Origin of the sequence: Micromonospora echinofusca, assembly GCF_900091445.1 — a bacterium.
Lineage (GTDB): Bacteria > Actinomycetota > Actinomycetes > Mycobacteriales > Micromonosporaceae > Micromonospora > Micromonospora echinofusca.
This window is the reverse complement of the sequence record NZ_LT607733.1, coordinates 2,435,113-2,459,066: the sequence shown is the minus strand read 5'-3', so window position 1 is coordinate 2,459,066 and position 23,954 is coordinate 2,435,113. Positions and strand designations below refer to the sequence as shown.

Annotated in this window: 19 protein-coding genes; 10 read left to right on the top strand and 9 right to left on the bottom strand. The window is 74.7% G+C overall.

What is annotated here, in order from left to right; genetic code table 11:
* Nucleotides 1–15: 15 nt before the first annotated feature.
* Together GA0070610_RS10895 and GA0070610_RS10890 are read left to right on the top strand one after the other, a co-directional pair.
* Complete coding sequence (locus GA0070610_RS10895) at nucleotides 16–453, top strand: MarR family winged helix-turn-helix transcriptional regulator (protein ID WP_231926056.1); 438 nt, start codon at nucleotides 16–18, stop codon at nucleotides 451–453.
* Nucleotides 454–640: 187 nt separating this feature from the next.
* Complete coding sequence (locus GA0070610_RS10890) at nucleotides 641–2,425, top strand: N-acetylglutaminylglutamine amidotransferase (protein ID WP_088999912.1); 1,785 nt, start codon at nucleotides 641–643, stop codon at nucleotides 2,423–2,425.
* Between the two features lie 40 nt (nucleotides 2,426–2,465).
* On the opposite strand, the gene GA0070610_RS10885 is transcribed toward GA0070610_RS10890, so the two are convergent.
* The 6 genes from GA0070610_RS10885 to GA0070610_RS10860 form a co-directional block, all read right to left on the bottom strand.
* A complete protein-coding gene (locus GA0070610_RS10885; RefSeq protein ID WP_088999911.1) occupies nucleotides 2,466–3,599 on the bottom strand; it encodes a carboxylate-amine ligase in 1,134 nt (377 codons plus the stop codon).
* Between the two features lie 257 nt (nucleotides 3,600–3,856).
* Nucleotides 3,857–6,712, bottom strand: coding sequence for a DUF5682 family protein (locus GA0070610_RS10880; protein WP_088999910.1), 2,856 nt, complete (start codon nucleotides 6,710–6,712; stop codon nucleotides 3,857–3,859).
* Nucleotides 6,709–7,821, bottom strand: a complete 1,113-nt coding sequence (locus GA0070610_RS10875) for an ATP-binding protein (RefSeq protein WP_088999909.1) — start codon at nucleotides 7,819–7,821, stop codon at nucleotides 6,709–6,711. Before GA0070610_RS10875 ends, GA0070610_RS10880 begins: the two co-directional genes overlap by 4 nt.
* 14 nt (nucleotides 7,822–7,835) lie before the next feature.
* Entirely contained in the window at nucleotides 7,836–9,233 is a 1,398-nt protein-coding gene (locus GA0070610_RS10870) for a VWA domain-containing protein (RefSeq protein ID WP_088999908.1), read from the bottom strand.
* Nucleotides 9,230–10,636, bottom strand: a complete 1,407-nt coding sequence (locus tag GA0070610_RS10865) for a hypothetical protein (protein WP_088999907.1) — start codon at nucleotides 10,634–10,636, stop codon at nucleotides 9,230–9,232. The genes GA0070610_RS10870 and GA0070610_RS10865 overlap by 4 nt, the downstream gene beginning before the upstream one ends.
* Complete coding sequence (locus GA0070610_RS10860; RefSeq protein WP_088999906.1) at nucleotides 10,636–11,142, bottom strand: hypothetical protein; 507 nt, start codon at nucleotides 11,140–11,142, stop codon at nucleotides 10,636–10,638. The genes GA0070610_RS10865 and GA0070610_RS10860 overlap by 1 nt, the downstream gene beginning before the upstream one ends.
* 450 nt (nucleotides 11,143–11,592) lie before the next feature.
* On the opposite strand from GA0070610_RS10860, the gene fxsA reads away from it, so the two are divergent.
* Genes fxsA through GA0070610_RS10845 form a run of 3 tightly spaced genes read left to right on the top strand, consistent with a single transcriptional unit; the run spans nucleotide 11,593 to nucleotide 14,816 of the window.
* On the top strand, nucleotides 11,593–11,784 hold the full coding sequence (fxsA, locus tag GA0070610_RS10855; protein ID WP_157747119.1) for an FxSxx-COOH cyclophane-containing RiPP peptide: 192 nt from the start codon (nucleotides 11,593–11,595) through the stop codon (nucleotides 11,782–11,784).
* Nucleotide 11,785: 1 nt separating this feature from the next.
* The gene (locus GA0070610_RS10850) at nucleotides 11,786–13,039 is read left to right on the top strand and encodes an FxsB family cyclophane-forming radical SAM/SPASM peptide maturase (protein WP_197697825.1); all 1,254 of its coding nucleotides are present in this window, start codon (nucleotides 11,786–11,788) and stop codon (nucleotides 13,037–13,039) included.
* Nucleotides 13,040–13,043: 4 nt separating this feature from the next.
* Nucleotides 13,044–14,816: an aKG-HExxH-type peptide beta-hydroxylase gene (locus GA0070610_RS10845; RefSeq protein WP_088999904.1), complete on the top strand. Its 1,773-nt coding sequence runs from the start codon at nucleotides 13,044–13,046 to the stop codon at nucleotides 14,814–14,816.
* A 124-nt stretch (nucleotides 14,817–14,940) separates the two neighbouring features.
* On the opposite strand, the gene fxsT is transcribed toward GA0070610_RS10845, so the two are convergent.
* Both fxsT and GA0070610_RS10835 read right to left on the bottom strand, forming a co-directional pair.
* Nucleotides 14,941–18,852, bottom strand: a complete 3,912-nt coding sequence (gene fxsT, locus GA0070610_RS10840; protein WP_088999903.1) for an FxSxx-COOH system tetratricopeptide repeat protein — start codon at nucleotides 18,850–18,852, stop codon at nucleotides 14,941–14,943.
* Between the two features lie 16 nt (nucleotides 18,853–18,868).
* Nucleotides 18,869–20,101, bottom strand: coding sequence for a TIR-like protein FxsC (locus tag GA0070610_RS10835; RefSeq protein WP_088999902.1), 1,233 nt, complete (start codon nucleotides 20,099–20,101; stop codon nucleotides 18,869–18,871).
* Between the two features lie 189 nt (nucleotides 20,102–20,290).
* Here GA0070610_RS10835 and GA0070610_RS10830 point away from each other — a divergent pair, with 189 nt between their 5' ends.
* The 4 genes from GA0070610_RS10830 (at nucleotide 20,291) to GA0070610_RS10815 (ending at nucleotide 22,583) form a co-directional block, all read left to right on the top strand.
* Nucleotides 20,291–20,671, top strand: a complete 381-nt coding sequence (locus tag GA0070610_RS10830) for an ArsR/SmtB family transcription factor (protein ID WP_088999901.1) — start codon at nucleotides 20,291–20,293, stop codon at nucleotides 20,669–20,671.
* The gene (locus GA0070610_RS10825; RefSeq protein WP_088999900.1) at nucleotides 20,668–21,309 is read left to right on the top strand and encodes an SRPBCC family protein; all 642 of its coding nucleotides are present in this window, start codon (nucleotides 20,668–20,670) and stop codon (nucleotides 21,307–21,309) included. Before GA0070610_RS10830 ends, GA0070610_RS10825 begins: the two co-directional genes overlap by 4 nt.
* Before the next feature lie 67 nt (nucleotides 21,310–21,376).
* The gene (locus GA0070610_RS10820; RefSeq protein ID WP_088999899.1) at nucleotides 21,377–21,937 is read left to right on the top strand and encodes an NADAR family protein; all 561 of its coding nucleotides are present in this window, start codon (nucleotides 21,377–21,379) and stop codon (nucleotides 21,935–21,937) included.
* A 133-nt stretch (nucleotides 21,938–22,070) separates the two neighbouring features.
* A complete protein-coding gene (locus GA0070610_RS10815; protein WP_088999898.1) occupies nucleotides 22,071–22,583 on the top strand; it encodes an NUDIX domain-containing protein in 513 nt (170 codons plus the stop codon).
* 10 nt (nucleotides 22,584–22,593) lie between these two features.
* Here the strand turns inward: GA0070610_RS10815 and GA0070610_RS10810 are convergent, their stop codons facing one another.
* Complete coding sequence (locus GA0070610_RS10810) at nucleotides 22,594–23,133, bottom strand: RNA 2'-phosphotransferase (protein ID WP_088999897.1); 540 nt, start codon at nucleotides 23,131–23,133, stop codon at nucleotides 22,594–22,596.
* A gap of 161 nt (nucleotides 23,134–23,294) precedes the next feature.
* Here GA0070610_RS10810 and smpB point away from each other — a divergent pair, with 161 nt between their 5' ends.
* Complete coding sequence (smpB, locus tag GA0070610_RS10805) at nucleotides 23,295–23,789, top strand: SsrA-binding protein SmpB (RefSeq protein WP_088999896.1); 495 nt, start codon at nucleotides 23,295–23,297, stop codon at nucleotides 23,787–23,789.
* Nucleotides 23,790–23,954: the final 165 nt, after the last annotated feature.

The window sequence follows — 23,954 nt, the reverse complement described above, 5'->3', positions numbered from 1 at the left end:
GCTACCGTATTCCCCGTGACGGCAGACAACCACCGCAGCGACGACGGCGGCGAGGACGGCCTCGCCGAGGCGTTCTGGGCGGTGAGCCGCCGACTGCGCCACCGCACCCGCGAGGCACTCGCGCCCTGGGACGTCACGCCCGCCCAGTCCCGGGCGCTCGGCGTACTCAACCGGCACGGCGCGCTGCGGCTCAGCGCGCTCGCCGAGCACCTGCGCATCGCCCCGCGCTCGACCACCGAGGTCGTGGACGACCTCGAGACGCGCGGGCTCGTGCGGCGCCGACCCGACCCGGCGGACCGGCGCGCCACCCTGGTCGCGCCGACCGAGGAGGGTACGCGCACCGGCACCGCCATCCGCGCCGCCCGCCGGGCCGCCGCCGAGGAGCTGTTCGGGGGCCTCCCACCCGCCGACCGGGAACAGCTCGCCCGCATCCTGCGTACGCTGCGCGACTGACGCAGCCCACCGGGCCCGCGCCCACCGGGGACCGCAACCGGGTTTGTCGCCCCCGGCGGCGGGTAGCCCAGCCGCCCGTCCTGCGGACGGGACCGGGCCCCCGCGAGCGGCGGTCCGGCGCAACCACGACGCCGACGGGAGTGATCACGGTGGGTCCGACGCCCCGCAAGCCCGGTGACCACTGACGATGTGCGGCATCAGCGGCGAGGCGAGGTTCGACGGATCGACGCCGGACGCCGACGCGGTGACCCGGATGGTCGAGGCGATGCGCTCCCGGGGCCCCGACGGTGAGGGCCTGTTCGACGACGGCTGGGTGATCCTCGGGCACCGCCGCCTCACCGTCATCGACCTCACCGAGGCCGGCTCCCAGCCGATGGTCCGCGACGACCTGGGGCTGGCGCTGGTCTTCAACGGCTGCGTCTACAACTACCCGCAGCTGCGCGAGGAGCTGCGCGGCGCCGGGCACACCTTCCACTCCACCAGCGACACCGAGGTCGTCCTGGTGGCGTACGCGCAGTGGGGCGAGCGTTTCGTCGACCACCTGGTCGGCATGTTCGCCGTCGTGCTGGTGGACCAGCGGCGGCGCCGGCTCGTGCTGGCCCGCGACCGGCTCGGCATCAAGCCGCTCTACCTCGCCGAGTCACCGGGCCGGCTGCGCTTCGCCTCCACCCTGCCGGCGCTGCTGCGCGCCGGCGACGTGGACACCTCGATCGACCCCGTGGCGCTGCACCACTACCTCTCCTGGCACTCCATCGTGCCGGCGCCCCGCACCGTCCTGCGCGGCATCCGGAAGCTGCCCCCGGCCACCGTGCGCGTCGTCGAGGCCGACGGGCGCAGCCGCCAGCACGTCTACTGGCGGCCCGACTACGCCCGGGACCCCGCCCACGCCGGCATGGACGCCGGGGACTGGCGGGCCGCCGTCGGGGACGTGCTGCGCGAGGCGGTACGGCGGCGGCTCGTGGCCGACGTCCCCGTCGGTGTGCTGCTCTCGGGCGGCCTGGACTCCAGCATGATCGTGGCCCTGCTCGCCGAGGCCGGGCAACAGCACCTGCGGACCTTCAGCATCGGCTTCGACAGCCGCGGCGGCGAGGCCGGCGACGAGTTCCACTACTCCGACCTGGTGGCCCGCGCCTTCGACACCGACCACCACCGCATCCGGCTCGCCGACGACGACCTGGTCCCGGCCGTACGACGGACCGTCCACGCCATGACCGAGCCGATGGGCAGCCACGACGTGGTCGCCTTCCATCTGCTCTCCGAGCAGGTGGCCCGGCACGTGAAGGTGGCCCAGTCCGGCCAGGGCGCCGACGAGGTCTTCGCCGGCTACGGCTACCACCAGCCCCTGACGCGGGTGCCCCTCGACGGCGCGGCGGCGGCCTTCGCCGAGGCGTTCTTCGACCGCGACCACGCCGAGCTGAACCGGGTGGTCGACCCCGCATACGCCTGCGACCGCGACGCCAGCCGCGAGCTGCTCGCCGCGGACCTGACCGCGCCCGGCGCCCAGACGGCGCTGGACGCGGTGCTGCGCCTGGACACCCACCTGATGCTGCCCGACGACCCGGTCAAGCGGGTGGACAGCATGAGCATGGCGTGGGGGCTGGAGGTGCGCACCCCGTTCCTGGACCAGGACCTGGTCGCCCTGGCGGCGGCCTGCCCGCCCGAGCACAAGGTGGCCGACGGCGGCAAGGGCGTACTCAAGGCGGTGGCCCGTCAGGTGCTGCCCGCCGAGGTGATCGACCGGCCGAAGGGCTACTTCCCGGTGCCGGCGCTGCGCAACGTCGACGGCCCCGTACGGCAGCTCGTCGCCGAGGCCCTCGCCGCGCCCGCCGCCCGCGAGCGCGGCCTGTTCCGCCGCGAGTACGTCGCCGAACTGCTGGCCGAGCCGGACCGGGCGCAGGCCGCCGCCGGCAGCAACAAGCTCTGGCAGCTCGGCCTGCTGGAACTCTGGCTACAGTCCCACGACGTCCGCTGACCGGGCCGCCCCGACGTCGTGTGGCGCGCAACGGGACGGCTCAGCCGGCGCGGGTCTCGGTGGCAAGGTGGTCCAGGACGGCGCGCACGTCGTCGCCCGTGCGGGCCATGACGCGGCGTTGCCTGGTGGCGCCGTTGCCGTCGCGGCGCAGCCGGAGCAGTTGGTCGCGTACGTAGTCGAGGTCGCCGTGGCGGGCCAGGGCCGGCGCGACCGTGTCGACGAGCTCCCCGACCAGGTCCCAGGCGGGACGGGCGATGCCGGCGCGCAGGTCGATGAGGTCGCCCTCCAACCCGTCGTGGGCGGCCCGCCAGTGTGCGGCGGAGACGAGGCAGTCGCGGATCCGCCGGGCGGGGACGCCGGCACGGGCGTCGTCGGCCAGCGTCGCGACGAGCGCCCGGACCAGCCCGGCGACCAGCACGGCGTCGTCCACGGCGGGGCAGACGTCGCCCACCCGCACCTCCACCGTGGGGTACGCGGCCGACGGGCGGGCGTACCAGTAGACCATCGCCGCGTCGAGCATGATTCCGGCGTTGATCAGCTCCGCCACCGTCGCGTCGTAGTCGGCGACGGACTCGAAGTGCGGGGTCGGCCCGATGCTGGGCCAGCGCTCCAGCTGCATGGAACGCCAACTCGCGTGCCCGGTGTCGCGGCCGTCGTGCAGCGGCGAGTTGGCGGTGATCGCCTGCACCACCGGCAGCCACGGTCGCAGGTGGTTGCAGACCTGGATGGCCAGTTCGCGGTCGGCCATCCCCACGTGCACGTGGCAGCCGCACACGGCCGGATCGTGCGCCACCGGCCCGAACCGCCGGGACATCGCGTGGTAGCGCGGTTTGTCCGGCACCGTCCTGTGCGGCTCGTGCACGGGCGTGGCCCCGACCGCGACGAGCCGGGCCCCGGCGGCCTCGGCCGCGTCGCCGACCGAGCGACGCAACGCCACCAGGTGGGCGCGCAGCTCGGCCAGGTCGGCGGTGACGGGCGTGACCATCTCCACCATGCTGTGCCGGAACTCCTGCCGGCTCTGGTCCCGGGCGCTGCCGGACAGCGCGGCGAGCACCCGGTCGGCGACCGGCAGGCTCTCCCCCGTGTCCGGGTCGAGCAGGAGGTACTCCTCCTCGACCCCCAGCGTCAGCGTCGCCGTGTCGGAGGCGGTGGCAAGTGTCGGACGGTACGTCATGGGCGCGGCGTCCGTTCGTCGGGCGGCGCGCCGGGCGCCGCGCTGCCGGACGACCCGGATTCCCGGCCCACCGACCGGGAAACACGCAGGCCAGGACGCGGTCCGCCGGCCGGGCCGCAGTCCGTCCCGACGCACCGACCGCAGGCCCGCAGGCCACCCCGACGCGCCCGACCGCAGGCCCGCAGGCCACCCCGGCGCGCCGGGCCGCAGGCCGCAGGCCACCCCGGCGCGCCGGCAGCCGCCCTCGCGGCCGGCGGTCAGCGCGGGGTCGCCGCCAACAGGCCGGCCACCGCGTCGGTGGTCTCCGGATGCGCGGCCAGCAGGGCGGTCAGGCCGGCGGAAGCGGCGGTGCCGCCGCCGTCCGGCTCCCGCCAGCCGCCGTCGCAGCCGAGCAACGCGGCGACGGCGTCGACGCTCTGCGGATTCGCCGCCAGCAGGGCGGACACCGGTCCGGACACCACGGCGGCAAGCGGCGGCGTCGGCGGGGCCGAGGCCGACCACGGCGGCACCCAGGCGTCCAGCGCGGCCAGCGAGCCGGGGAACGTACGCCCCGCCTCCCGCACCAGCAGCGGCACCAGCTCCGCACCGTGCTCGCGCAGGGTGGTGATCAGCGTGGGCAGCCACGGCAGCAGGACCGGGTCGGGCAGCCGGGCGAACGCGGACGACATCACCTCCACGACGAACGGGGCGAGCCCCGGCACCGGCTCCAGGGCCTGCACGAAGCCGCTGAGGTACTGCGGGAAGGCGGGCACCACCAGCGGATTGCCGAGCAGCTCGGCACACCGTTCGCGCAACTCGGCCAGCGGCAGCAGGCCCAGTTGGTGGCGGGCGGCCCAGAGCAGCGCCACCTTGGCCGGCGCCGCCGGGTGCGACTGCGCGACGGCGAGTTCGAGCTGGGAGCGGTCGCAGCCCAGGGAGAGGGCCAGGCTCTCCATGCCGAACAGGAAGCCGAGCATGGCGCCGACCTGACGTACGCCGCTGTCCTCGTCGAGGAACGCGGTGGGCAGCAGGGTGCAGTAGTGCGCGTACCCCGTGGTCACGAACGCCTCGCACCAGGCCGGCAGCGGCCCGGTGGCGCGGTGGTGGGCCAGCAGCCGCCGGATCCGGCGCAGCACCTCGGGGGCGTCGTCGACGGTGCGTTCGGCGGCCAGCAGCTCCACCGCGCGGGTGCCGAGCTCGTCGACCAGGCGCGGGCTGTCGAGCAGCCGGATGGCGTCCTCGACGGCCCCCAACGCCACCGAGGCCGTCGCGTCCGGGCCCCGTACGGCGCGGCGCAGGCGCTGCTCCAGCACCTGCTCGACGGTCACCCCCTCGTAGCCCAGCTCGATGAGCGAGCGCTGGTTGCGGCCGAGCGCCAGGTCCCAGCTCTCCTGGATCGAGCGCTGCCCCAGCCGGCGCTCGCCCATGATGGGCCGGACCGCGTCGGACGGCAGCAGGTGCCGCAGCCGCCACAGCAGATCCGAGCACGGCACCAGCTCGGGGCTGGCCCGCAGGTCCACCAGGGCCCGCTGGATGGTGCGCTTCTCCAGGTCGAGCCCGAGCGGGGCGAGCCGGTCGTGGACGTCGCGGGCGAGCGGCGGAAGGGCCTCGTAGCCCACCTGGCCGACCCGGTCGCCGCCGAACAGGATCTCGCAGAGCCGGCGGACGTCGCGGCGGCCCGGGACGACGTCCTTCTCGATGCAGGTGACCGCCGCGTCGGCGAAGTCGTACGGCGTGGGGCGGGCGCGGTTGCGCAGGCCGGCGAGGAGGATCGAGGTCTCGAAGACGGCGATCGCGTCGGCGGTGCTGGCCAGGTAGCCGTTGCGCCGGGCCAGCCGGACGATGTCGACGCACCAGCCCCGCAGCTCCGCCTCGTCCAGGCCCTGCGCTGCCGGCGGCCGGGCGAGGTAGCCCGAGAGCCGGTCGGCGACCCCGGCGGCGGGCGCGGGGGCCGTGGTGGCCCGGCGACGGCCGGCGGTGCGGGTGCGGCCGCCGCGCTGCCCTTGCAGGCGGAACGGGGCCAGCCCGGTGCGGGCGACCGCCTTGGTCCAGGTGGTGGCGGCGATCGACACCGAGCCGGGGGCAAGGCCGAACTGCGCCTCGATGGCGGAGTGGCTGGACGGAATCAGGCCGTAGTGCCACCGGGTGCCGGTGCGGGGACCGATGTCGAACGGGGCGTCGGCCCGCAGCCCGAACTGCTCCACCCGGCTGGCGGCGTGGAACGCGCCGCAGACGTAGAGGCAGTCGGCGGGGTCGGCGCCGGAGGCAGCGAGGTGCTGCCGCATCCGGGTCCACATGTAACGCTCGCGGTCCTCGTCCCGGTCCCGGGCGTCCGACCCGGCCGGGCGCAGCCGCCGGAACAGGCTGCCTATCAGCACCATCACCTGCCGGTAGGTGTCGTGGTCGGCGTCGGCCAGCGGCTGCTCGACGTACTGGTCCCACCACTCCGACCAGTGCCGGACCTTGCCGTGGTGCAGCAGGTACGCCTCCAGCTCCGCGAAGCGGGGCCGCAGGTCGCCGATCTCGACGCCGATCGCGTCGCCGTGCAGGGCCGCCTCCTCCCCCGCCGGCGTGGTGGTCTCGACGTCCCCGCCGGACGGGGCCTCCTCGGCGGTGCCGGGCGGGGGCTTGTCGGCGGTGCCGGGTGGGCGGGGCAGCCACTGGAAGACGTGGTCCGTGGAGCGGTCCACCAGCACCAGCTCGACGCCCGGCGTCTCCAGCGCGTACGCGATGGCCTGGTATTCGGCGCTGGCCTCGGTGATCGGCGCGACCACACTGAGCGGCCCCCAGTCGGCCGGGAAGCCGTCCAGCTTCGAGGCGAACGCCTGCACGGCGACCGGGAGGCGGCAGTTGCGCAGCTCGCCCAGCAGCGGTTGGAGGTCCTCGCAGAGCTCCAGGTAGATCACCTTCGGCTGCTTCGCCCGCAGCCTGCGCACCATGGCCAGCGCCGACGACGGGGAGTGGTGGCAGACCGGGAAGATCTCCAGTTCCTCGCCGAGGGCGCGGTCGACGTCGTCGACGATGCCGGCGAGGATCTCCGCGACGGCGTCCGAGCTGCCGGCGAAGGTGCTGGCGGCGGCGGTGAGCTGCTCGCGCAGCGCGCCGAACGGCCCGGGGGTGGTGGGGGCGGTCACGACAGGGCGGCGATCGCCTGGCGGCCACCGTCGAGGAAGCCCTCCCAGCCGCCGCCGTCCTGCTTGGCGCGCGGCTCGACCACCCCGTGCAGGTACTTGTTGAGGATCGCCAGGTCCTCCGGGCTGCGGCGGGCCAGCGAACCCACCAGCGAGCCGGCCAGCGTCGCGGCGCGCAGGGTGCGGTCGCCGAAGAACTGACTGTGCAGGATGGCGTCCTCCAGGACACCGATCTGCTCGGCGGTGGACAGCGCCGACTCCAGCTTCTCGTCGTCGCTGGTCGCCGAGGAGGCGGCGGCGCGCAGGTCGGCGAAGCTCTGGAGCAGGATGTCCAGCAGGGTCGGCGGCACGTCCAGGGTGATCTGGTGGCGGCGCAGCAGCTCCTCGGTGCGGAAGCGGACGATCTCGGCCTCGCTGCGCTTGTTGGTCACCACCGGGATCCGGACGAAGTTGAACCGCCGCTTGAGCGCCGAGGACAGGTCGTTCACGCCCCGGTCCCGACTGTTCGCGGTGGCGATGATCGAGAAACCGGGCTTGGCGAAGACGATGTTGTCGTGGTCCAGCTCCGGGATGGAGACGTACTTCTCCGACAGGATCGAGATCAACGCGTCCTGCACGTCGCTCGTGGAACGGGTCAGCTCCTCGAACCGGCCGACGGTGCCCTGCTCCATCGCCGTCATGATCGGCGAGGGGATCATCGACTCCCGGGACTGGCCCCGGGCGATGACCATGGAGACGTTCCACGAGTACTTGATGTGGTCCTCGGTGGTGCCGGCGGTGCCCTGGACCACCAGGGTCGAGTTGCGGCAGACGGCCGCGGCCAGCAGCTCGGCCAGCCAGCTCTTGCCGGTGCCCGGGTCGCCGATCAGCAGCAGGCCCCGGTCCGACGCCAGGGTCACGATGCTGCGTTCGACGAACGTGCGGTCGCCGAACCACTTCTGCGGGATCTCCCGGTCGAGCCCGTCGGCCCGTTCCGAGCCGAGGACGAACAGTCGGACCATCCGTGGGCTCAGCCGCCACGAGAACGGCTTCGGGTCGGTGTCGACCGACTCCAGGAAGTCGAGTTCCTCGGCGTACTTGACCTCGGCGGGGGCACGCAACATCTCGGACATGAGGGGTTGTTCTCCTAGGTGAGGAAGCTCTTGAGCTCGAAGACGAGTTTGCGGATGTGGCCGGAGATCACCGGCGTGCCCAGGTCCTTGAAGCGCTGCCGGAACCAGGGATTGACGCTCTGCTGGCCCGAGCTGTTGACCGAGCCGACCGGGATGAAGCGCACCCCGGAGCGGTGCACCGCCTCGATGCCGTCGAACAGCGGCTGGGAGCGGTCGAACTCGTAGAAGTCCGAGATCCACACCATGACCGTGTTCCGCGGCTCGACGATCTTCGGGCGGGCCAGCGCCATGGCGACCGGCCCGTCGTTGCCGCCGCCCAGCTTCGTACGCAGCAGCACCTCGAACGGGTCGTGCACCCACGGCGTGAGGTCCAGCGCCCGCGTGTCGTACGCGATCAGGTGCACGTCCACCTTGGGCAGGCCGGCGAAGATCGACGCGAGGATGGTGCAGTTGACCATCGAGTCGACCATGGAGCCCGACTGGTCGACCACCACGATGAGCCGGGCCGGGGTGACCCGGCGGGCGGTCTGCCGGTAGTAGAGGCGGTCGACGTAGAGGCGCTCGTCCTCCGGGCTCCAGTTGGTCAGGTTCTGCCAGATCGTGCGGTCCAGGTCGAGGTTGCGGTAGACCCGCTTGGGCGGCACGGACCGGTCGACGACGCCGACGCTGGTCTGGGCGACCTGCGTACGCAGCACCTCGGCGACCTCGTCGACGAAGCGCCGGATGAGTGCCTTGGCGTTGGCCAGGGCCACCCCGGAGAGGTTGGCCTTGTCCCGCAGCAGCTGCTCGATCAGCGACATGCTCGGCGTCAGCCGGCTCGCCAGCACCGGATCGGCGAGCACCTCCCGCAGGTGCATGCGGCGGACCAGGTCACCCTCGAGGCCGGCCAGCACCCCGCCCAGGCCGTCGCCGCCGCCCTGCCGGCGCAGCCCGCCCGGTTCCAGCCCGAGCGCCTGCTCGAACCAGCCGGCGTCGGACTGCCACCGGGCCAGTTGGCCGGCGTCGACCGGCCCGTGGCCGGTGGCGAAGACGTTGAGCAGCAGCTTCGACACCAGGGCCGCGCGGCGTACCTCGGCGGCGCCGGGCGCACCCGACGCGCCCGGCGGCCCGTCGCCTTCCGCCTCGGCAGTCGGCGCGTCGGTCAGGTCGCCGGCCGCAGGGGCGTCGGGCGTCGGGCTGAGCAGGCCGCGCAGCTCGTCGGCGACGGCCGGGAAGCGCTGGACGACGGTGTCCACCGAGACCGCCGGGTCCAGCAGGGCGGCCGGCAGGCCGAGGTCGTCGACGACCGCCATGCTGGCCGATTCCAGGGTGGGCTGCTCCTCGGGGTCGAAGAGCCGGGCCAGCAGCCGCCAGTAGAGCACCTGACGCCGGTTGGCGTCGGCGAGGTCCGCGGGGTTCGGGGTGTCGGTCATCGGCGCAGCAACCGTCCCGCTCGCTCGCGCAGCACCGCCACGGCGTCGCCCGCCTTGGCCTCGGCCTTGGCGATCTTCGGGTCGGTGATGCCGCCCGCCCAGTCGCCGGTGTGCACGTCGACCGGCCGACGCTTGACGGTGGCCCGCACGGCCAGGGGTTGCAGCAGCCACCGACCGTCGTCCCACCGGAGCAGGCCGAGGCAGGCGGAGGAGGCAACCACCAGTTCGGGGGTGAGCGGCCCGCAGGAGGGCAGCCGGTCGACCGCGACGTCGATCGCCTGCCCGTCGAGCGCGAAGGTCGTCGTGCCGTCGTCGTCGCGCACGGTGTAGCCCTCCACCAGCACGGGCTCGGCGATCCCCACGGGGTGCCGCTCCAGCGGCGCCGACGCCGTGGCGACCGCCGCCGGCAACAGCACGCGGGCGGAGGCGAACGGGTCGGCGGGCTCGCCGGGTCGCACCCGCTCGTCGTGCCAGATCAGGTCCGCGCCGCGCAGCGGCAGGCCGGTGACCGTCACGCTGCGCCGCTCGGCCAGCGCGGCCAGCAGCACGGGATGGGCGTCCAGCAGACGCCACAACGCCGGGCCGACGATCGTCTCGACCTTGACCGCGCCGACCGCGCTGCGGACGAGCCGGGGCGGCCCGCCGTCGGCCGGTTCGAGGATCGCGTGCAGCTGCGCCTGCACGGCGGTGTCGTGCTCGTGCACGTCGACGCCGAGCACGAGCAGCCGCCCGGAGACCTCCTCGACGGCCGTCGGGACGGCGGCGGCCGCCGCGTCCTGGGCGAGCAGCACACCCCGGGCCCAGAGATCGGCCCAGCGCCGGACCGGCGGCTGCGCCATCGTGGCCACCGGCACGCAGGCCCGCAGCTCCGCGGCGAGGCCGTCGAGCAGCACGGCCAGCCTGCGGAGGTGGGGCTCGGCGAGGGCCGCCTCTACCGGCGCCCCGGCCGCGGCCACGAGTTCGTGGTCGAGGCCGGCCCACCCGGTCACCGCCACCTCGTGCAGCCAGGCGCGCACGCCGGCGCGGGCCGGGGACCCGTCGCCCACGGCCTCGACCGGGCCGGGGGCCCAGGGGGCGCGGGTCCTGCCCAGCGCGGCGTCGAGCTGCCCGAGCAGCGCGTCGTGGGCGGCGCCCAGCAGCGCGCACCGGGCGCCGGCGAGGGCGAGCAGGTGTTCCTCGGCCACCGAGCCGGCGGTGACCTTGGCGGCCGCCTCGGCGAGCCGGTCGCCGAGCGGGGTGGCGGCCAGCGCGCCCGCCAGGGCGGCCAGCGCGGCGGCGTCGTCCGCACCCACCCGGGCGAGGCCACGGACCAGGGCGTCGTCGAGGCCGGTGACCAGGTCGAGGGCGTCGGTCAGGCCGGTCGGCGTGTCGTCGCGCAGGACGGTGAGCTGCGTGCCGAGCATCAGCGAACCACCCCGGTGGCCGGGAACCAGTGCAGCTCGGGCAGAGGGACGTTGCTGCCGGGCAGTTCCAGGTAGGAGAGGTGGCGCAGGAAGCGGCTGAACACGACGGCGGCCGGGGTCGGCTCGTGCCGCCCGTCCAGAGCGGCGAGCAGCTCACGGGCGCTGTCCGCCCCCGCGCCGACGTCGATGCGCAGGTAGCGGGCCACCCGCTCGGCGCCGTACTGGAGCAGTGCCTCGTCGGCCAGGGCGTGCAGGTGCTTGCAGGGCGCGCCGCGCAGCCCGCCGCAGGGCCGGTTGTTGTTGGTGCTGCAGTGGTAGGCGTGGGTGCCGGAGGCGATCGACGACACGTAGACCCGGTCGACGTCGGACCCGCTGGAGACCACTCCCTGCAACCGCCCGTCGGCCAACTCGACGAAGGGCACCTTGGCCAGCTTGCGGGGCCGCGCGGGCGGCACCACCCGCACCGTGCTGCGCCGTCGCCACGCGGTCCGTTCCGCGTCAGCCACTGTCCGACCTCCCGTCCGCCGCTCCCGCGCAGCCCATGACGACCCGGACGCCGGAAGGGTCGCCGGCGTCGCTGTGACGACAAGGATCATGGACCACGGGTACGACACGACCCTGAGTCGGGTTTACGGACGGTGGTCGCTGCGGAGGCCGCCGCGCCCCTATGCTTCGGACACCGACGCCGACGGGAGGCGGGATGTCACCGGTCATCGCGGTCGTGGGCAGTGCCGGTGCCACCCGGGTCCACCGCCTGTCACCGCGCGCCGCCGGACGCGTCCCTGTGGCCGGACACACCGGCGGCGGGTCGGTCGGCCGGGGCCGCCGGGGTGCCGCCGACGCCCACCCCGGGGTGCGGTGTCGGGCCGTCGGGGCAGGCACCCGATGGTGTAGAAAAGGCGGGGTGAGCGCAGCGATGACGCGCGGCAGGACACATGGTCGCCGGACGGTCCACCGTGGCTGAGACCGAGCTGCCGCCACCGTCGGTCGACACGGGAGCCGCCCTGGTGCGGCTGGGGGACATACCACTGGCCGACCTGCTCGCCGGCGCCGGCGACGGCGTGCTGGCCCACGTCCTCGGCACGCTCGTGGCCGGCGACGAGCCGGGCCGGCAGCTCGACGTGTCGGCGTTCGAGTCGAGCTTCTGACGTGTCCGCCGACGCCCCGACGTCGGCCGCCCCACCCCACCCTGACCACGCCGCGGCGCCGGCTCGGGTCCGGCAGCTCGTGCTCAAGGTGCACAGCCGCTGCAACCTGGCGTGCGACCACTGCTACGTCTACCGCAACGCCGACCAGCGGTGGCGGGAGCGGCCCCGGGTGATCGCGCCGGGCACCGTGGCCCAGGTCGCGCGGCGCCTCGGCGAGCACCTGGCGCGGCACGGCCCCGACCGGGTCCGCGTCGTGCTGCACGGCGGCGAGCCGCTGCTGGCCGGCCCGGCGACCCTCGACCGGACCGTACGCACCCTGCGGGCGGCACTGCCCCCGGGCGCGGCGCTCGACGTCGGCGTGCAGACCAACGGCGTGCTGCTCGACGAGGAGTTCCTGGCGCTGTGCCACCGCCACGACATCGACGTCGGGGTGAGCCTCGACGGCGACCGGGCCGCCAACGACCGGCATCGCCGCTACCCCGACGGGCGGGGCAGTTTCGCCGACGTGGCCGCCGCGCTGCGGCTGCTCGGCCGCCCCCGGCACCGGTCGCGCTGGGCGGGGCTGCTCTGCACGGTCGACCTGGCCAACGACCCGGTGGACGTCTACGAGTCGCTGCTCGCGTTCGACCCGCCCCGCCTGGACCTGCTGCTGCCGCACGGCAACTGGAGCGCTCCCCCGCCCGGGCGCCGGCCGGGCGGCACCGACACCCCGTACGGCGACTGGCTGGTGGCCGTCTTCGACCGCTGGTACGCCACGACGCCCCGCCGCACCGGGATCCGGTTGTTCGAGTCGCTGATCGCGCTGCTGCTCGGCGGCCACAGCGGCACCCGGGCGGTGGGCTTCGCCGAGCCGGACGTCATGACGATCGAGGCCGACGGCACCATCGAGGGCACCGACACCCTGAAGACGACCGACGACGCGTCGATGCGTACCGGCCTCGACGTCTTCCGCCACTCCTTCGACGAGGCGCTGCGACACCCGTCGCTGGCCGGCCGGCCGACCGGTCCGGCCGCCCTGGCCGCCGCGTGCCGGGCCTGCCCCGTGCTCAGCGCCTGCGGTGGCGGCCTGTACGCGCACCGCTTCCGCGCCGGCGCCGGGTTCGCGCACCCGTCGGTCTACTGCCCCGACCTCTACCGGCTGATCCGACACGTACGACGGGTGGTGGCCGCGGACGTCGACGCCCTGCGCCGCCGCGCCCTGGCCGCTTCGCCCGACGCCGCCGCCGCCGGGCGGCCCGCCCCGCGGCGGCGGTGAGCCGGTGGTGCTCTCCCCCGCCCAGCTCGCCGGCCTCGCCGCGGGGCACGGTGACGACGCCACGCTCGAGGTGCTGCGCGCCGGTCAGCTCGGCCGGCGGCGGCTGCTGACCGTCGCCGCCGCCCGCGCGGGTGGGACCGGTTCGCCGGCCGCGCAGTGCCTGGCCCTGCTCACCCGCGCCGAGCGGGCGGATCCGGCGGCCGTCGCCCACGTCCTCGCCCACCCGCCGGTCACCGGCTGGGCCACGGATGCCCTGCACGGCCGCCCCGACGCGGCCTACCTGGCCGGGCTGGCGGCAGCCGCCGCCCTGCGCGCGGGCCTTCCCTTCACGCTCGCCGTGCCCTGCCCGCAGGGCGCGCTGCTGCTGCCCACGGTGGGCGGCGCGGTCGGGCTCGGCGCCGGCACCGCAGTCGTCCGCGGCACGGGACGGCGCTACGACGCCGGGTCGGCCGGCGACGGTCGACCGCCGCCGGGGTTGTCGGTGCACGGGCCGGCCGGCGTCGTGCGCGCCACCGACGGGTCGGGCGAGGGTCACGCCCCGGCACGCGGGTGGCTGCCGAGCCGCCGGCTCACCGCGGGCCGCGACGCGCCCCCGACCGGGGTGCTCGTCGACGACCAGGATCCGCACCGGAGCCGATACCACCGCCCGCCGACGAGCCGACTGGACGACGCCACGGCGGACCGGCTCGACCGGCTGACCGGGCAGGCGTGGCGCTGGCTGACCGACCGGCTGCCGGCGCACGCCCGGGGGCTGGTCACGCTGCTGCGTACGCTGGTGCCGCTCACGCCGGCGCCGTCCGGGGACCCGGTGAGCGCCACCAGCCGTGCCGCACTGGGTGCCATCGCGCTCTCCGTGCCGGCCGACCCGCAGACGCTCGCGCTGCTGCTGGTGCACGAGTTGCAGCACACCAAGCTGGGCGCGCTGCTGGACCTGCTGCCGCTGCACGCGCCGGGCGGTGCGGCCCGCTACCGGGCGCCGTGGCGGTGGGACCCCCGCCCCGTCGGCGCGCTGTTGCAGGGCGCGTACGCCCACCTCGGGGTGGCCGAGGTGTGGCGCTGCCGGCAGCACGAGGACGTCCGCTGCGCGTTCGAGTACGCGTTCTGGCGGGTGCAGACCGCGCGGGCCGTCGCGCAGCTCGCCGGCAGCGCGGAGCTGACCGACGACGGGCGGGCCTTCGTGGCGGGCATGGCCGGCACCCTGCGCGGCTGGGAGCCCGCCGGCGACGCGCGGGTCGAGGCGGCGGCGCGCGACGTCGCGGACGGCGGGGCGGTGCGCTGGGCGCTGGCCAACCTGGTCCCCGACGACGACGCCGTGGCGGAGGTGGCGTACGCGTGGCGGCGGGGTCGGCGCCCGCCGCCGATCGCCGCACCCGCCGTCGTACCCGCTCCGGCCCGACCCGCGTCGACCGGCGGCACCGGCCCGGAGGCGGCGGTGCGGCGGCGGCTGCTGGCCACGACCGACCACGGCGGTACGGACACCGGTCCCAGTGGGGCGGAACGGGTGGACCACGCCGACCGGGCGTACGCGGCGGGGGACGTGGGCGGCGCCCTGGCCGGGTACCGCCGCCGGCTCGCCGAGGATCCCGGGGACGTCGACGCGCTGGTCGGCGTCGCGCTGGCCGCCGGGTGGCTGGGGCGTACCGCCGCCGCGCGGGTGCTGACCACCCGACCCGACCTGGTCCGGGCGCTGTGCCACCGGCGGCCCGGCGCCGACCCGCTGGTGGTCGCGACCTGGCTGGCCGGCGGCCCCGACGAACCACTGCCACCGGAACGCTGATACCTGTGCGGCATGAAAATACCTGTGTGGTATCGGGCGAACGGACTACACCGCCGTCGTCGATATCCGGCGCGGCCGGTCACGGCGCTCAGAGCCGGGCGGGAGCTCGGACCAGACCGGGCGCTCAGAGCAGGGCGGGCTCGATGTAGCCGTTGAACCGGTCGCGCTGGCGGGCCTGGACCACCCGCGGGTTGTCGCCACCGAAGAGCTGCACCAGCTGGCCGAACGCGTCGTCGTAGAGGGCGCGGCCGGCGTCGGCCTCGCTCTCGGTGGCGATCCTGCTGACCGCGAGGTTGAGCGCCGCCGAGACGCTGTCCGGGTGCTCGGCGCCGAGGGCCCGGATCAGCTCGACGTACGCGGTGGTGTCCAGTAGCAGGGCGGCGTCGCGCTCGCCGAGCGCGAACAGGTCGTTGGCGAGGTTGAGGGTGGCGAGCAGGGTGTGCGGGTGCCGCTCGCCGAGGCTGGCGAGCAGCTGGTCGCGGACCCGCTGGGCGAGGTCGAGCGCCTGCGGGTGTTCGCCGGCCTTGCGCAGGAACACGCCGAGGTTGTTGAGGCAGGCCAGGGTGATGGCGTGGTCGGCGCCGAGCACCTCGGTGTACGCGTCGCGCAGCCGCCGCGCCATCCGCAGCGCGGTCGGGTTGTCGCCCACCGCCGACCAGGTGGTCGCGAGCGCCATCTCACAGGAGAGGGTGTCGGCGTGCTCGCCGCCGAGGGTGCGCTGGTAACGCACCACCGTGCGTTCCAGCACCCGGTGCGCGTCGGCGAAGCGGCCGAGCTGGCGCAGGGTCAGCGCCAGCTCCTTGGCGGTACGCAGGGTCTCCGGGTGGTCGGGACCGATGATCTTCTGCTGGTTGGCGGAGGTGCGTTGCAGGACGCTGTGCGAGCGCCACAGCTCCCCGATGTCACGCAGCCCCCGGCCGTAGTTGCTGGCCGAGGCGAGGGTGGACGGGTCCTCGTCGCCGAAGCGTTCCCGGCGCCGCTCGTAGATGTGCTGGTCGAGCTGGGCCGCCTCACGGAAGTGGCCGACGAGCCGCAGCGAGACGGCGAGGTTGTTCTCGGCGGTCAGCGTACGGCCGCTGTCCTCGCCGAAGCTGCGGACGCTCAGCTCCAGGGTGCGCCGGTCGCGCTGCTCGGCGTCGTGGTAGCGGCCCTGGGCGCGCAGGTCGGCCCCGAGGCTGCGGGCCGTCATCAGGGTGTAGAGGTGGTGCTCGCCGAAGATCCGCCGCTGCCGGTCGTAGACGTCCTGGTCGATGTCGAAGGCCAGGTCGAACAGGCTCTGCGCGCGCAGGACGTTGGCCAGGTGGAACCGCATCCGCAGCTTGGTGGGGTCGTCGTCGTCGGTGTCGCGCCAGCGTTCCAACGCGTCCTCGGCCAGCGAGCGCGCGGACTCGTAGTCCCCGCGCCGGTAGAGGTAGCGCACCGTGTCGGCCACGAGCTGGCGGGCCTCCTCGGCCGTCGACTCGTGCAGCGCCGAGGGGCGTACGTGCGGCCACAGCTCGGCGTAGCGCGGCCAGTTGGCCGGCTTGTCCGGGTCGCGGGGGCTGGCCGCGGCGAGCAGCGACTGGGCCTGACGACGGGTCTCGACGGGGTCGTCGAGCTGGTCCTTGATGACCAGCTGCACCAGCCGGTGGATGCGGACGGTGTTGTTCTCCGCGTCGACCTGGGCGAGGCCGTAGCGGCCCAGCTCGGCGGTGACCAGCCCCTGCAGGATCGGGTCGGTGAGGGTGGGGTCGAACGGGGCCATGAAGACGGCGAACCGCTCGCCGGTGAGCATCGCGACCGGGATCGGCTCCGGCGCGTAGTACGAGCACAGTTCCAGCAGGCGCGCGGCGGCGGGCTTCTCCTGCCGCAGCTGGCGCAGGGTCACCAGCCAGGTCGCGGCGAGCGTCTTGGAGTACCCGGCCGACTGCCGGCCCTCCAGGATGCGCAGCAGGCCGGGGGTGTCCAGCGAGGCGAGGTACTGCTGCACGGGCAGCGCCGTGGCCCGCAGGTAGGCCGCGCCCTGTTCCACCGCCAGCGGCAGGTCGCCGAGCTTCTCCGCGACCTGGGTCGCCTCCTCCTCGGTGAGGCCGCGGACGCGGTCGCGCAGCAGCTGGACACTCTCCATCCGGTCGAAGACGGTCAGCTCGGTGGCGCCCGCGTACTCGCTCCAGGTCTGGTCGCGCGTGGTGAGCAGGACGTGCCCGGGGCCCTGCGGCAGCAGCGCCCGGGTGGCCCGCGACGGCTCGTCGGCGTTGTCCATGACGATCAGCCAGCGCCGGCCGGGGCCGCCCCGGCGTAGCGCGTCGAGCACCCGCCGGACCGCCTCGCCACCGCCGCCGGCGCCGAGCCCCATCGCCTCGGCGAGGTCGGCCAGCCCGCCCCGGATCCGCTCCTCGCTGTCGGCGGGGATCCACCAGACGATGTCGTAGTCGCGGGCGAAGCGGAGCGCGTACTCGGCGGCGAGCTGGGTCTTGCCGACCCCGCCGAGGCCGTGGATCACCTGCACGCCGGAGGCGGGCGAGGCGATCAGCCGGTCGCGCAGCGCCTCCAGCTGCGCCGCCCGGCCGACGAAGGTGGTGCCGTGCTGACGCACGTTCCACACTGCCGGGAAGGCTCCGGGGAACCGACCGACCGCCCGGCCGGTCACCGCGTGCGCGGGTGCGCCCGCCTCCTCGAGCAGCAGGGTCCGGGCGGTGCCGGCGTCGACGTCGCTGAGGTCGACCGGGGTGCGGTCGGTGTAGGGCAGGGCGAGCCGGGACTCGTCGACCCGCAGCGGCACCAGCACGCCGGTGCCGGCGACCTGGTCCCGGCTGGCGGCGGCCTTCCACGCCTCCCCCGCCAGCGGCGTGGCCGCGAAGTGCCGGGTCAGCACGACCAGCACCCGGCTGGCGGCGGCGAGCGCCCGGTCGAACTCGGTGCGGCCACCCGCGCGGACCGGCACGTCGACCGCGCGCCGGTCCACCCGCAGCCCGGCCTCCTCGAGCTGGTCGCTGATCCACTCCGCCCAGAGCCGGTCCATCGAGGCGTAGCCGACCAGCACGGTCTGCTCGGCGGTGAGCCGGGACCGCTCGAACGCGGTCAGCGAGCGGCGCCGTTCCTCCTCCGGCATCGGCTCCAGCCGGGTGACCCGGCCGCCGGTCACCACCGACGCGAGCTGCTCGTACGCCGCCAGCAGGGTGCCCGCCTGCTCGGGACGGTCGCCGAACGCGGCGAGGATCTCCTCGTAGGCGTAGAACGCGCGGTAGGGCACCTCGATGGTGTTCCAGTAGCGGGCCCGCGCGGCGTCGGAGAGGTGGTCGAGGAACGACGCGAACTCGGCCCGGACCAGGTCCCGGCCGGTCTCCAGCTTGCGCAGCTCGGCGTCCTCCACCCGGGTCGGCACCGGCACCAGCAGCGGCGGGTCGTCCGGGCGCTGGGCGCGGATCGAGCGGGCCACGGCCGACGCGCCCCGGATGCTCTGCGTCGACATGGTGAAGCAGTTGACGACGGTGTCGGGCAGTTGCACGGTGCAGATGCCGGCGACGTCGCTCAGGCCCGTACGGCTGTCGATCAGCACGATGTCGTACTCGGCGCGCATCTGCGCGCGGACCGCGTCGAAGAAGGCCGCCCCGCCCTGGCGTTCGTAGAAGTTCGACCAGTCGAAGGTGCTCACCAGCCGCGAGTACGCCGAGTCCTGCTGGCCGGCCGCCACGAAGTCGATCACGCCGCCGTGCGGGAACTCCCAGTTCAGCGAGACTGCCCGCCGCTGGATCTTGGCATGCCCGGCGAGCAGTTCCTGCGGGTCGTCGCCGGGATTGCGCTGCATCGTGGCCATCGAGTAATCCCAGATCATCTCGATGACCCCGGGGGTGGCGCGCAGCTCGGAGTCGCGCAGGAACGGGTGGAAGTAGCGGTGCAGGCCGGGCGACTCCAGGTCCCAGTCCACCACGAGCACCTGAAGGCCCTGGCTGGCCAGGATCCAGGCCACGTTGGCCAGCGCCATCGTGCGTCCCGTGCCGCCCTTGTACGAGTAGAACGTGACGATCTGCCCGCGTGCCGCGTCGTTCACCGCCATCGGCTGCCCGCCTCCATCAGGGACCTTCGAGGATCGGGCGGTGTACCGGGCCGTCCGACGGCGGCTCCTGGTAGACCGTGCCCGTACGGTAGATGCGGCTCTGGGCCACGACCAGCGCGTCCTCCAGCTCGGCGTGGAAGCGGCCGGCGGTGGCGATCTCCGGTCGCCACATCGCGGGATCGTTGCGCACCACGTGGTGCGACAGGACGCGCGCCAGGGTCTCCCACAACCGCTGGTTGCCGTCGGCCGCCGCGTCGTCGGCGGCCGTCCAGGGCACCAGTACCGGGGTGGTGGTGTCGGGGTCGCGGTCGTAGCCGACGAGGGTCAGCTCGTAGCGCGGCAGGCCGGCCGACCAGACGTCCACCACGAGCACGACGATCTGGTTGTGCGCCCGGGCCCACTCCCGCACCTCGGCGAGGTCGACGGCGTCCTCGACCGTCCAGCCGTAGCTCTTGGTGGTGGCGACCGCCCCGGCGTAGCTGCCGATCGGCGCCTCCAGCTCGGGGCGGTACGGCCGCCAGTCCCGGGCCAGCGCGCCGTATCGGTCCTCCGCCCCGCTCCGGGTGCCGGCCAGTTCCGCCGCGCTGCCGGCGGCCAGGACGAACCAGACGTGCCGGGCGCTGGTCGATCGGGGCGACCGGGCGGCGGACGACCCGGGAGCCGGTCGCCGGCGCGTGGTCTCGAAGGCGCTGGTGACCTCGGCGAGTACCGGCCGTCGGGCGGGCCGGAGCAGGCGGTGGTCGCGGTCGGTCTGCACGATGTGCTTGGCCAGCGCGTCGACGAAGTCCTGGTATTCGTCGTGGTGCCGGCGGCGCTGCTTGAGGGTGAGCAGCCCGTCCTGGGCGTACACGGCGCCGGCCGGGAAGTTCTTGTGCTGAAAGCCGGTCAACGCCCCGGGCACGCGGTCGCAGGGGATCCAGCGGATCGGCAGTACGGCGGGGGGACGGCGGCGGAACTCGCGCTCGTGCGCGTCGACCCGGTCGGCGAAGACCCGGAACTCGCGTCCGCAGTAGTCACTGACCACGTAGCGGGGGGAGGTCAGCGCCACCAGGCAGGAACTGGTGGCGAGGGCGTCGGCCAGTTCCTGCGACCAGGTCGCGCCGAGCGGCATCTGCCCGTCGACGAATCCCGCCTGGTCCCAGCCCACGCCGGCCAGCCGGGCCACCGCCTCGCTGAGATCGCCGAAGAACTCCTGCACCTGGCCGTTGCGGTTGTCCTCATGGGCGTAGCTCAGGAAGAAGAGTGGCACGCCCGCCTCCGCTCACGGGTTCCACGATCGTACGGAAAGTATATGTCCGTCGATGCCAGGGTAGCGTCGTGCGGATCTTCGCACCGACCCCGTGGAGAGTCGTATCCCCGACGCTTCCGGGCCGGCGTCGGCGACACACCGTCGTGTCATGAGTCGCTTAAATAAGGCCCCGCTGATATAAAGGGTTCCGTGCACGCCTTCGACGTACTCGGTGACCCGGTGCGCCGTCGCATCCTCGAGCTGCTCACCGACGGCGAGATGACCGCCGGCGGGCTGTGCGACGTGATCCGGCGGGAGTTCGGCATCTCCCAGCCGGCCGTCTCCCAGCACCTGAAGGTGCTGCGCGACAACGGCTTCGCCACCGTCCGGGCGGAGGGGACCCGACGCCTCTACGCCGTCGACACCCGCCCGCTGCGGGAGGTCGACCGCTGGCTCGAGAACTTCCGGCGGTTCTGGACGCCGCCCCTGCACGCCCTCGCCACCGAGCTGGCCCGAGGCAAGCGCGAACGGCGGCTGCGCGAGCAGCCGCCCCCGACCGACGACACGACCGACCACGGGAGAGACCGATGATCGACGCGACCGAGCAGATCAACGCCGTACGCCGCCAGCTCGGCCGGCGGGTGCTGGAGGCCGGCGAGGCCCGGGTGATGACCATCAGCCAGACGTACGACGCGCCGCTGGAGGACGTCTGGGACGCCTGCACCAACGCCGAACGCATCCCCCGCTGGTTCCTGCCCGTCTCGGGCGACCTGCGGCTGCACGGCCGCTACCAGCTCGAAGGCAACGCCGGCGGCACGGTCGAGCGCTGCGACCCGCCGAAGAGCTTCGCCGCCACCTGGGAGTTCGGCGGCGAGGTGAGCTGGATCGAGGTGCGCCTGACGCCGGTGGAGAGCGGCCGGACCCGGTTCGAGCTGGAGCACGTCGCGCACGTCGACCAGGAGCGCTGGGACCAGTTCGGTCCGGGCGCGCTCGGGGTCGGCTGGGACCTGGGCCTGCTCGGGCTGGCCTCGCACCTCGCCGCCGACGGCAGCGGGGTCACCCCGCAGGAGAGCGAGGCCTGGATGGTCTCCGAGCAGGGCCGGCAGTTCGTCACGGCCAGCAGCGAGCGGTGGGGCGAGGCGAGCGTCGCCGACGGCACCGACGCCGGGCAGGCACGGGCCGCCATGGAACGCACCACGGCGTTCTACACCGGCGCGCCGACGACCTGACCGCGCGGAGCCGACGGGCCCGGAGATCGCGCGCGTTCCGTCGGACCCCTGCGGCAGACTCGCCGCCATGTCACCTCGATCCGTCGACGAGCTCGTCGCCGCCGTCCGCGCCGGTGGGAAGATCCGCTACCTGTGCTTCTGGGGTCACCGGCCGCAGCGCGACGGCAGCGTCGGGCCCGGCTGCCTGAGCCAGTGGTGGCCCGCCCCGTTCAGTGACGGCGAGCGGACGTACGCCACCGCCGAGCACTGGATGATGTGGCACAAGGCGATGCTGTTCGGCGACAGCGCGGTCGCCGGGCGGATCCTGGCGGCCGGGCATCCCCACCGCGCCAAGTCGCTCGGCCGCCAGGTGCGCGGCTTCGACCAGGCGACCTGGGAGGCCCGGCGCCACGACATCGTGGTGGCGGGCAGCGTCGCCAAGTTCGGCCAGCACGACGACCTGCGGGAGTTCCTGCTCGGCACCGGCGAGCGGGTGCTCGTGGAGGCGAGCCCGGTCGACCGCGTCTGGGGCATCGGCCTGGCCGCCGACGACCCGCGCGCGGAGGATCCGGCGCGCTGGCAGGGCGCCAACCTGCTCGGGTTCGCCCTCATGGCGGCCCGCGACGCCCTGGGCGCGGGCCGCGCGTGAGCGCCGGATCCGGCCCGGACGACGGCGGAGCCGCTCATCGCTCGCGCCCGTTCCCGTACCGCGGGGATGCGCCGGGGGCGCGACGGGCGGCAGGTCGCGGGGGCTCCGGGCGCGCGGGGTAACGTGCTGCGGCATGACCGCCGCGGCGTACTCCCACTGCTCCTTCTGCGGCGCCGCCTACCCGGCGGCGACCGGGTGGCCGCGGGTCTGCGCGGTCTGCGGCGAGACGGTCTGGCGCAACCCGCTGCCCGTCGCGGTGGCGGTGCTGCCGGTCCGCACGGCCCGGGGCCTCGGCGTGGTCGTCGTACGCCGCGACATCGAGCCGGCGCGCGGCCAGCTCGCGCTGCCGGGCGGCTTCGTCGAGTACGGCGAGGAGTGGCAGGAGGCGCTGGTGCGGGAGTTGTGGGAGGAGACGGGCCTGCGCGCCGACGCCGCCGACGCCCGGCTGCTCTCGGTGTACGGCGCTCCGTCCGGCGGCACGATGATGGTCTTCGGCGAACTGCCCGAGCGGCCCGCCGAGGCGCTGCCCCCGTCGGCGCCGACCGAGGAGGCCACCGAGTGGCTGGTGCTCACCGAGCCGACGGAGCTGGCCTTCTCCACCCACACGCGGGTGCTCGCCGAGTTCCTCGCCCGACGCGCGGGCTGAGCCGGGCCGCTCAGTCCGCCAGGTAGCGGGCGGGCACCGCGTCGGTGAGCCAGACGCCGTTGGCGCTGCGGTAGAAGGCGTGCCCGTCGCGGGCCATCGCCGCCGCGTCCACGGTCAGCACCACCAGCTCGCCCGCCCGGCGGGCACCCACCCGCCGGGCCGTCGCCACGTCCGGCGACAGGTGGACGTGGTGCCGGCCGGCCCGGTGCAGGCCGGTGGCGCGGATCGAGTCGAGCGCGACGCGGCTGGTGCCGTGGTAGAGCCGCGCCGGCGGTGCGCTGGGCGTCAGGCCCAGGTCGACCGGGATCGAGTGCCCCTGGTTGGCGCGGATCCGCTCGGCGCCGTCGGCACCGCGTTCCACGGCGAAGCGCTGCTTGTCGTTGCCGGCCACCACGGCGTCCAGGTCCACGCGGTCGATCCGCAGCGCGGCGAGCAGGTCGTCGACAGGCACCCAGCCCGCCCGGTCGGGCGCGAGGCCGAAGCGGGCGGGCTCGTGCCGCAACGCCAGGGACATCCGCTTGCTCAGCCGCACCATCGCCCGATGATCCATTGGCGGAGTCTCCCCCGCCGGGCCCGGCCGGCGCCATCGGATTCGGCCACGGCGTCCCTCCTGCGGCGGCGACGCGGGAGGGACGGACCGCGCACCGCACGCCCGCCGGGAGCGGCGGCGGCGCGGGGAGGAACCGGCCGTGAGGCGATATCCTCGACCGGGTGAACGCGGCCCGGCAGACCGAGCGCAGGCTGATCGCCTCCAACAAGAAGGCGCGGCACGACTACACCGTCCTCAAGACCTACGAGGCGGGCATCGTGCTGGCCGGCACGGAGGTCAAGTCGCTGCGCGAGGGCCGGGCGTCGCTGGTCGACGCGTTCGCCCAGGAACGCGACGGCGAGCTGATGCTCTACGGTCTGCACATCGCCGAGTACGGCTTCGGCAGCTGGACGAACCACGCGCCCCGGCGCACCCGCAAGCTGCTGCTGCGCCGGGTGGAGATAGCCCGCATCCTGGAGCGGACCCGCGAGGGTGGCCTGACCCTGGTGCCCCTGTCGATGTACTTCTCGGGCGGCTGGGCGAAGGTCGAGCTGGCCCTGGCCAAGGGCCGCAAGTCGTACGACAAGCGGCAGGCGCTCGCCGAGCGGGACGCCGAGCGGGAGATCGCCCGGGAGTTGGGCCGCCACCTGAAGGGCCGCACCGCGCGCCGGGGCTGACCGCCGCCGCCTCGCCGTCGCCTCGCCACTCACCACTCGCACCGACGCCGTCGTCACGGTGGGTCCGCACGGCACGCCGGACGGTCATTGACGCGACGCCTCCCTCGTGGTGTGCTCAGTCCGCCCACGGTAATGAAAACCGTAGTCATTACCGGTGAACCGGAG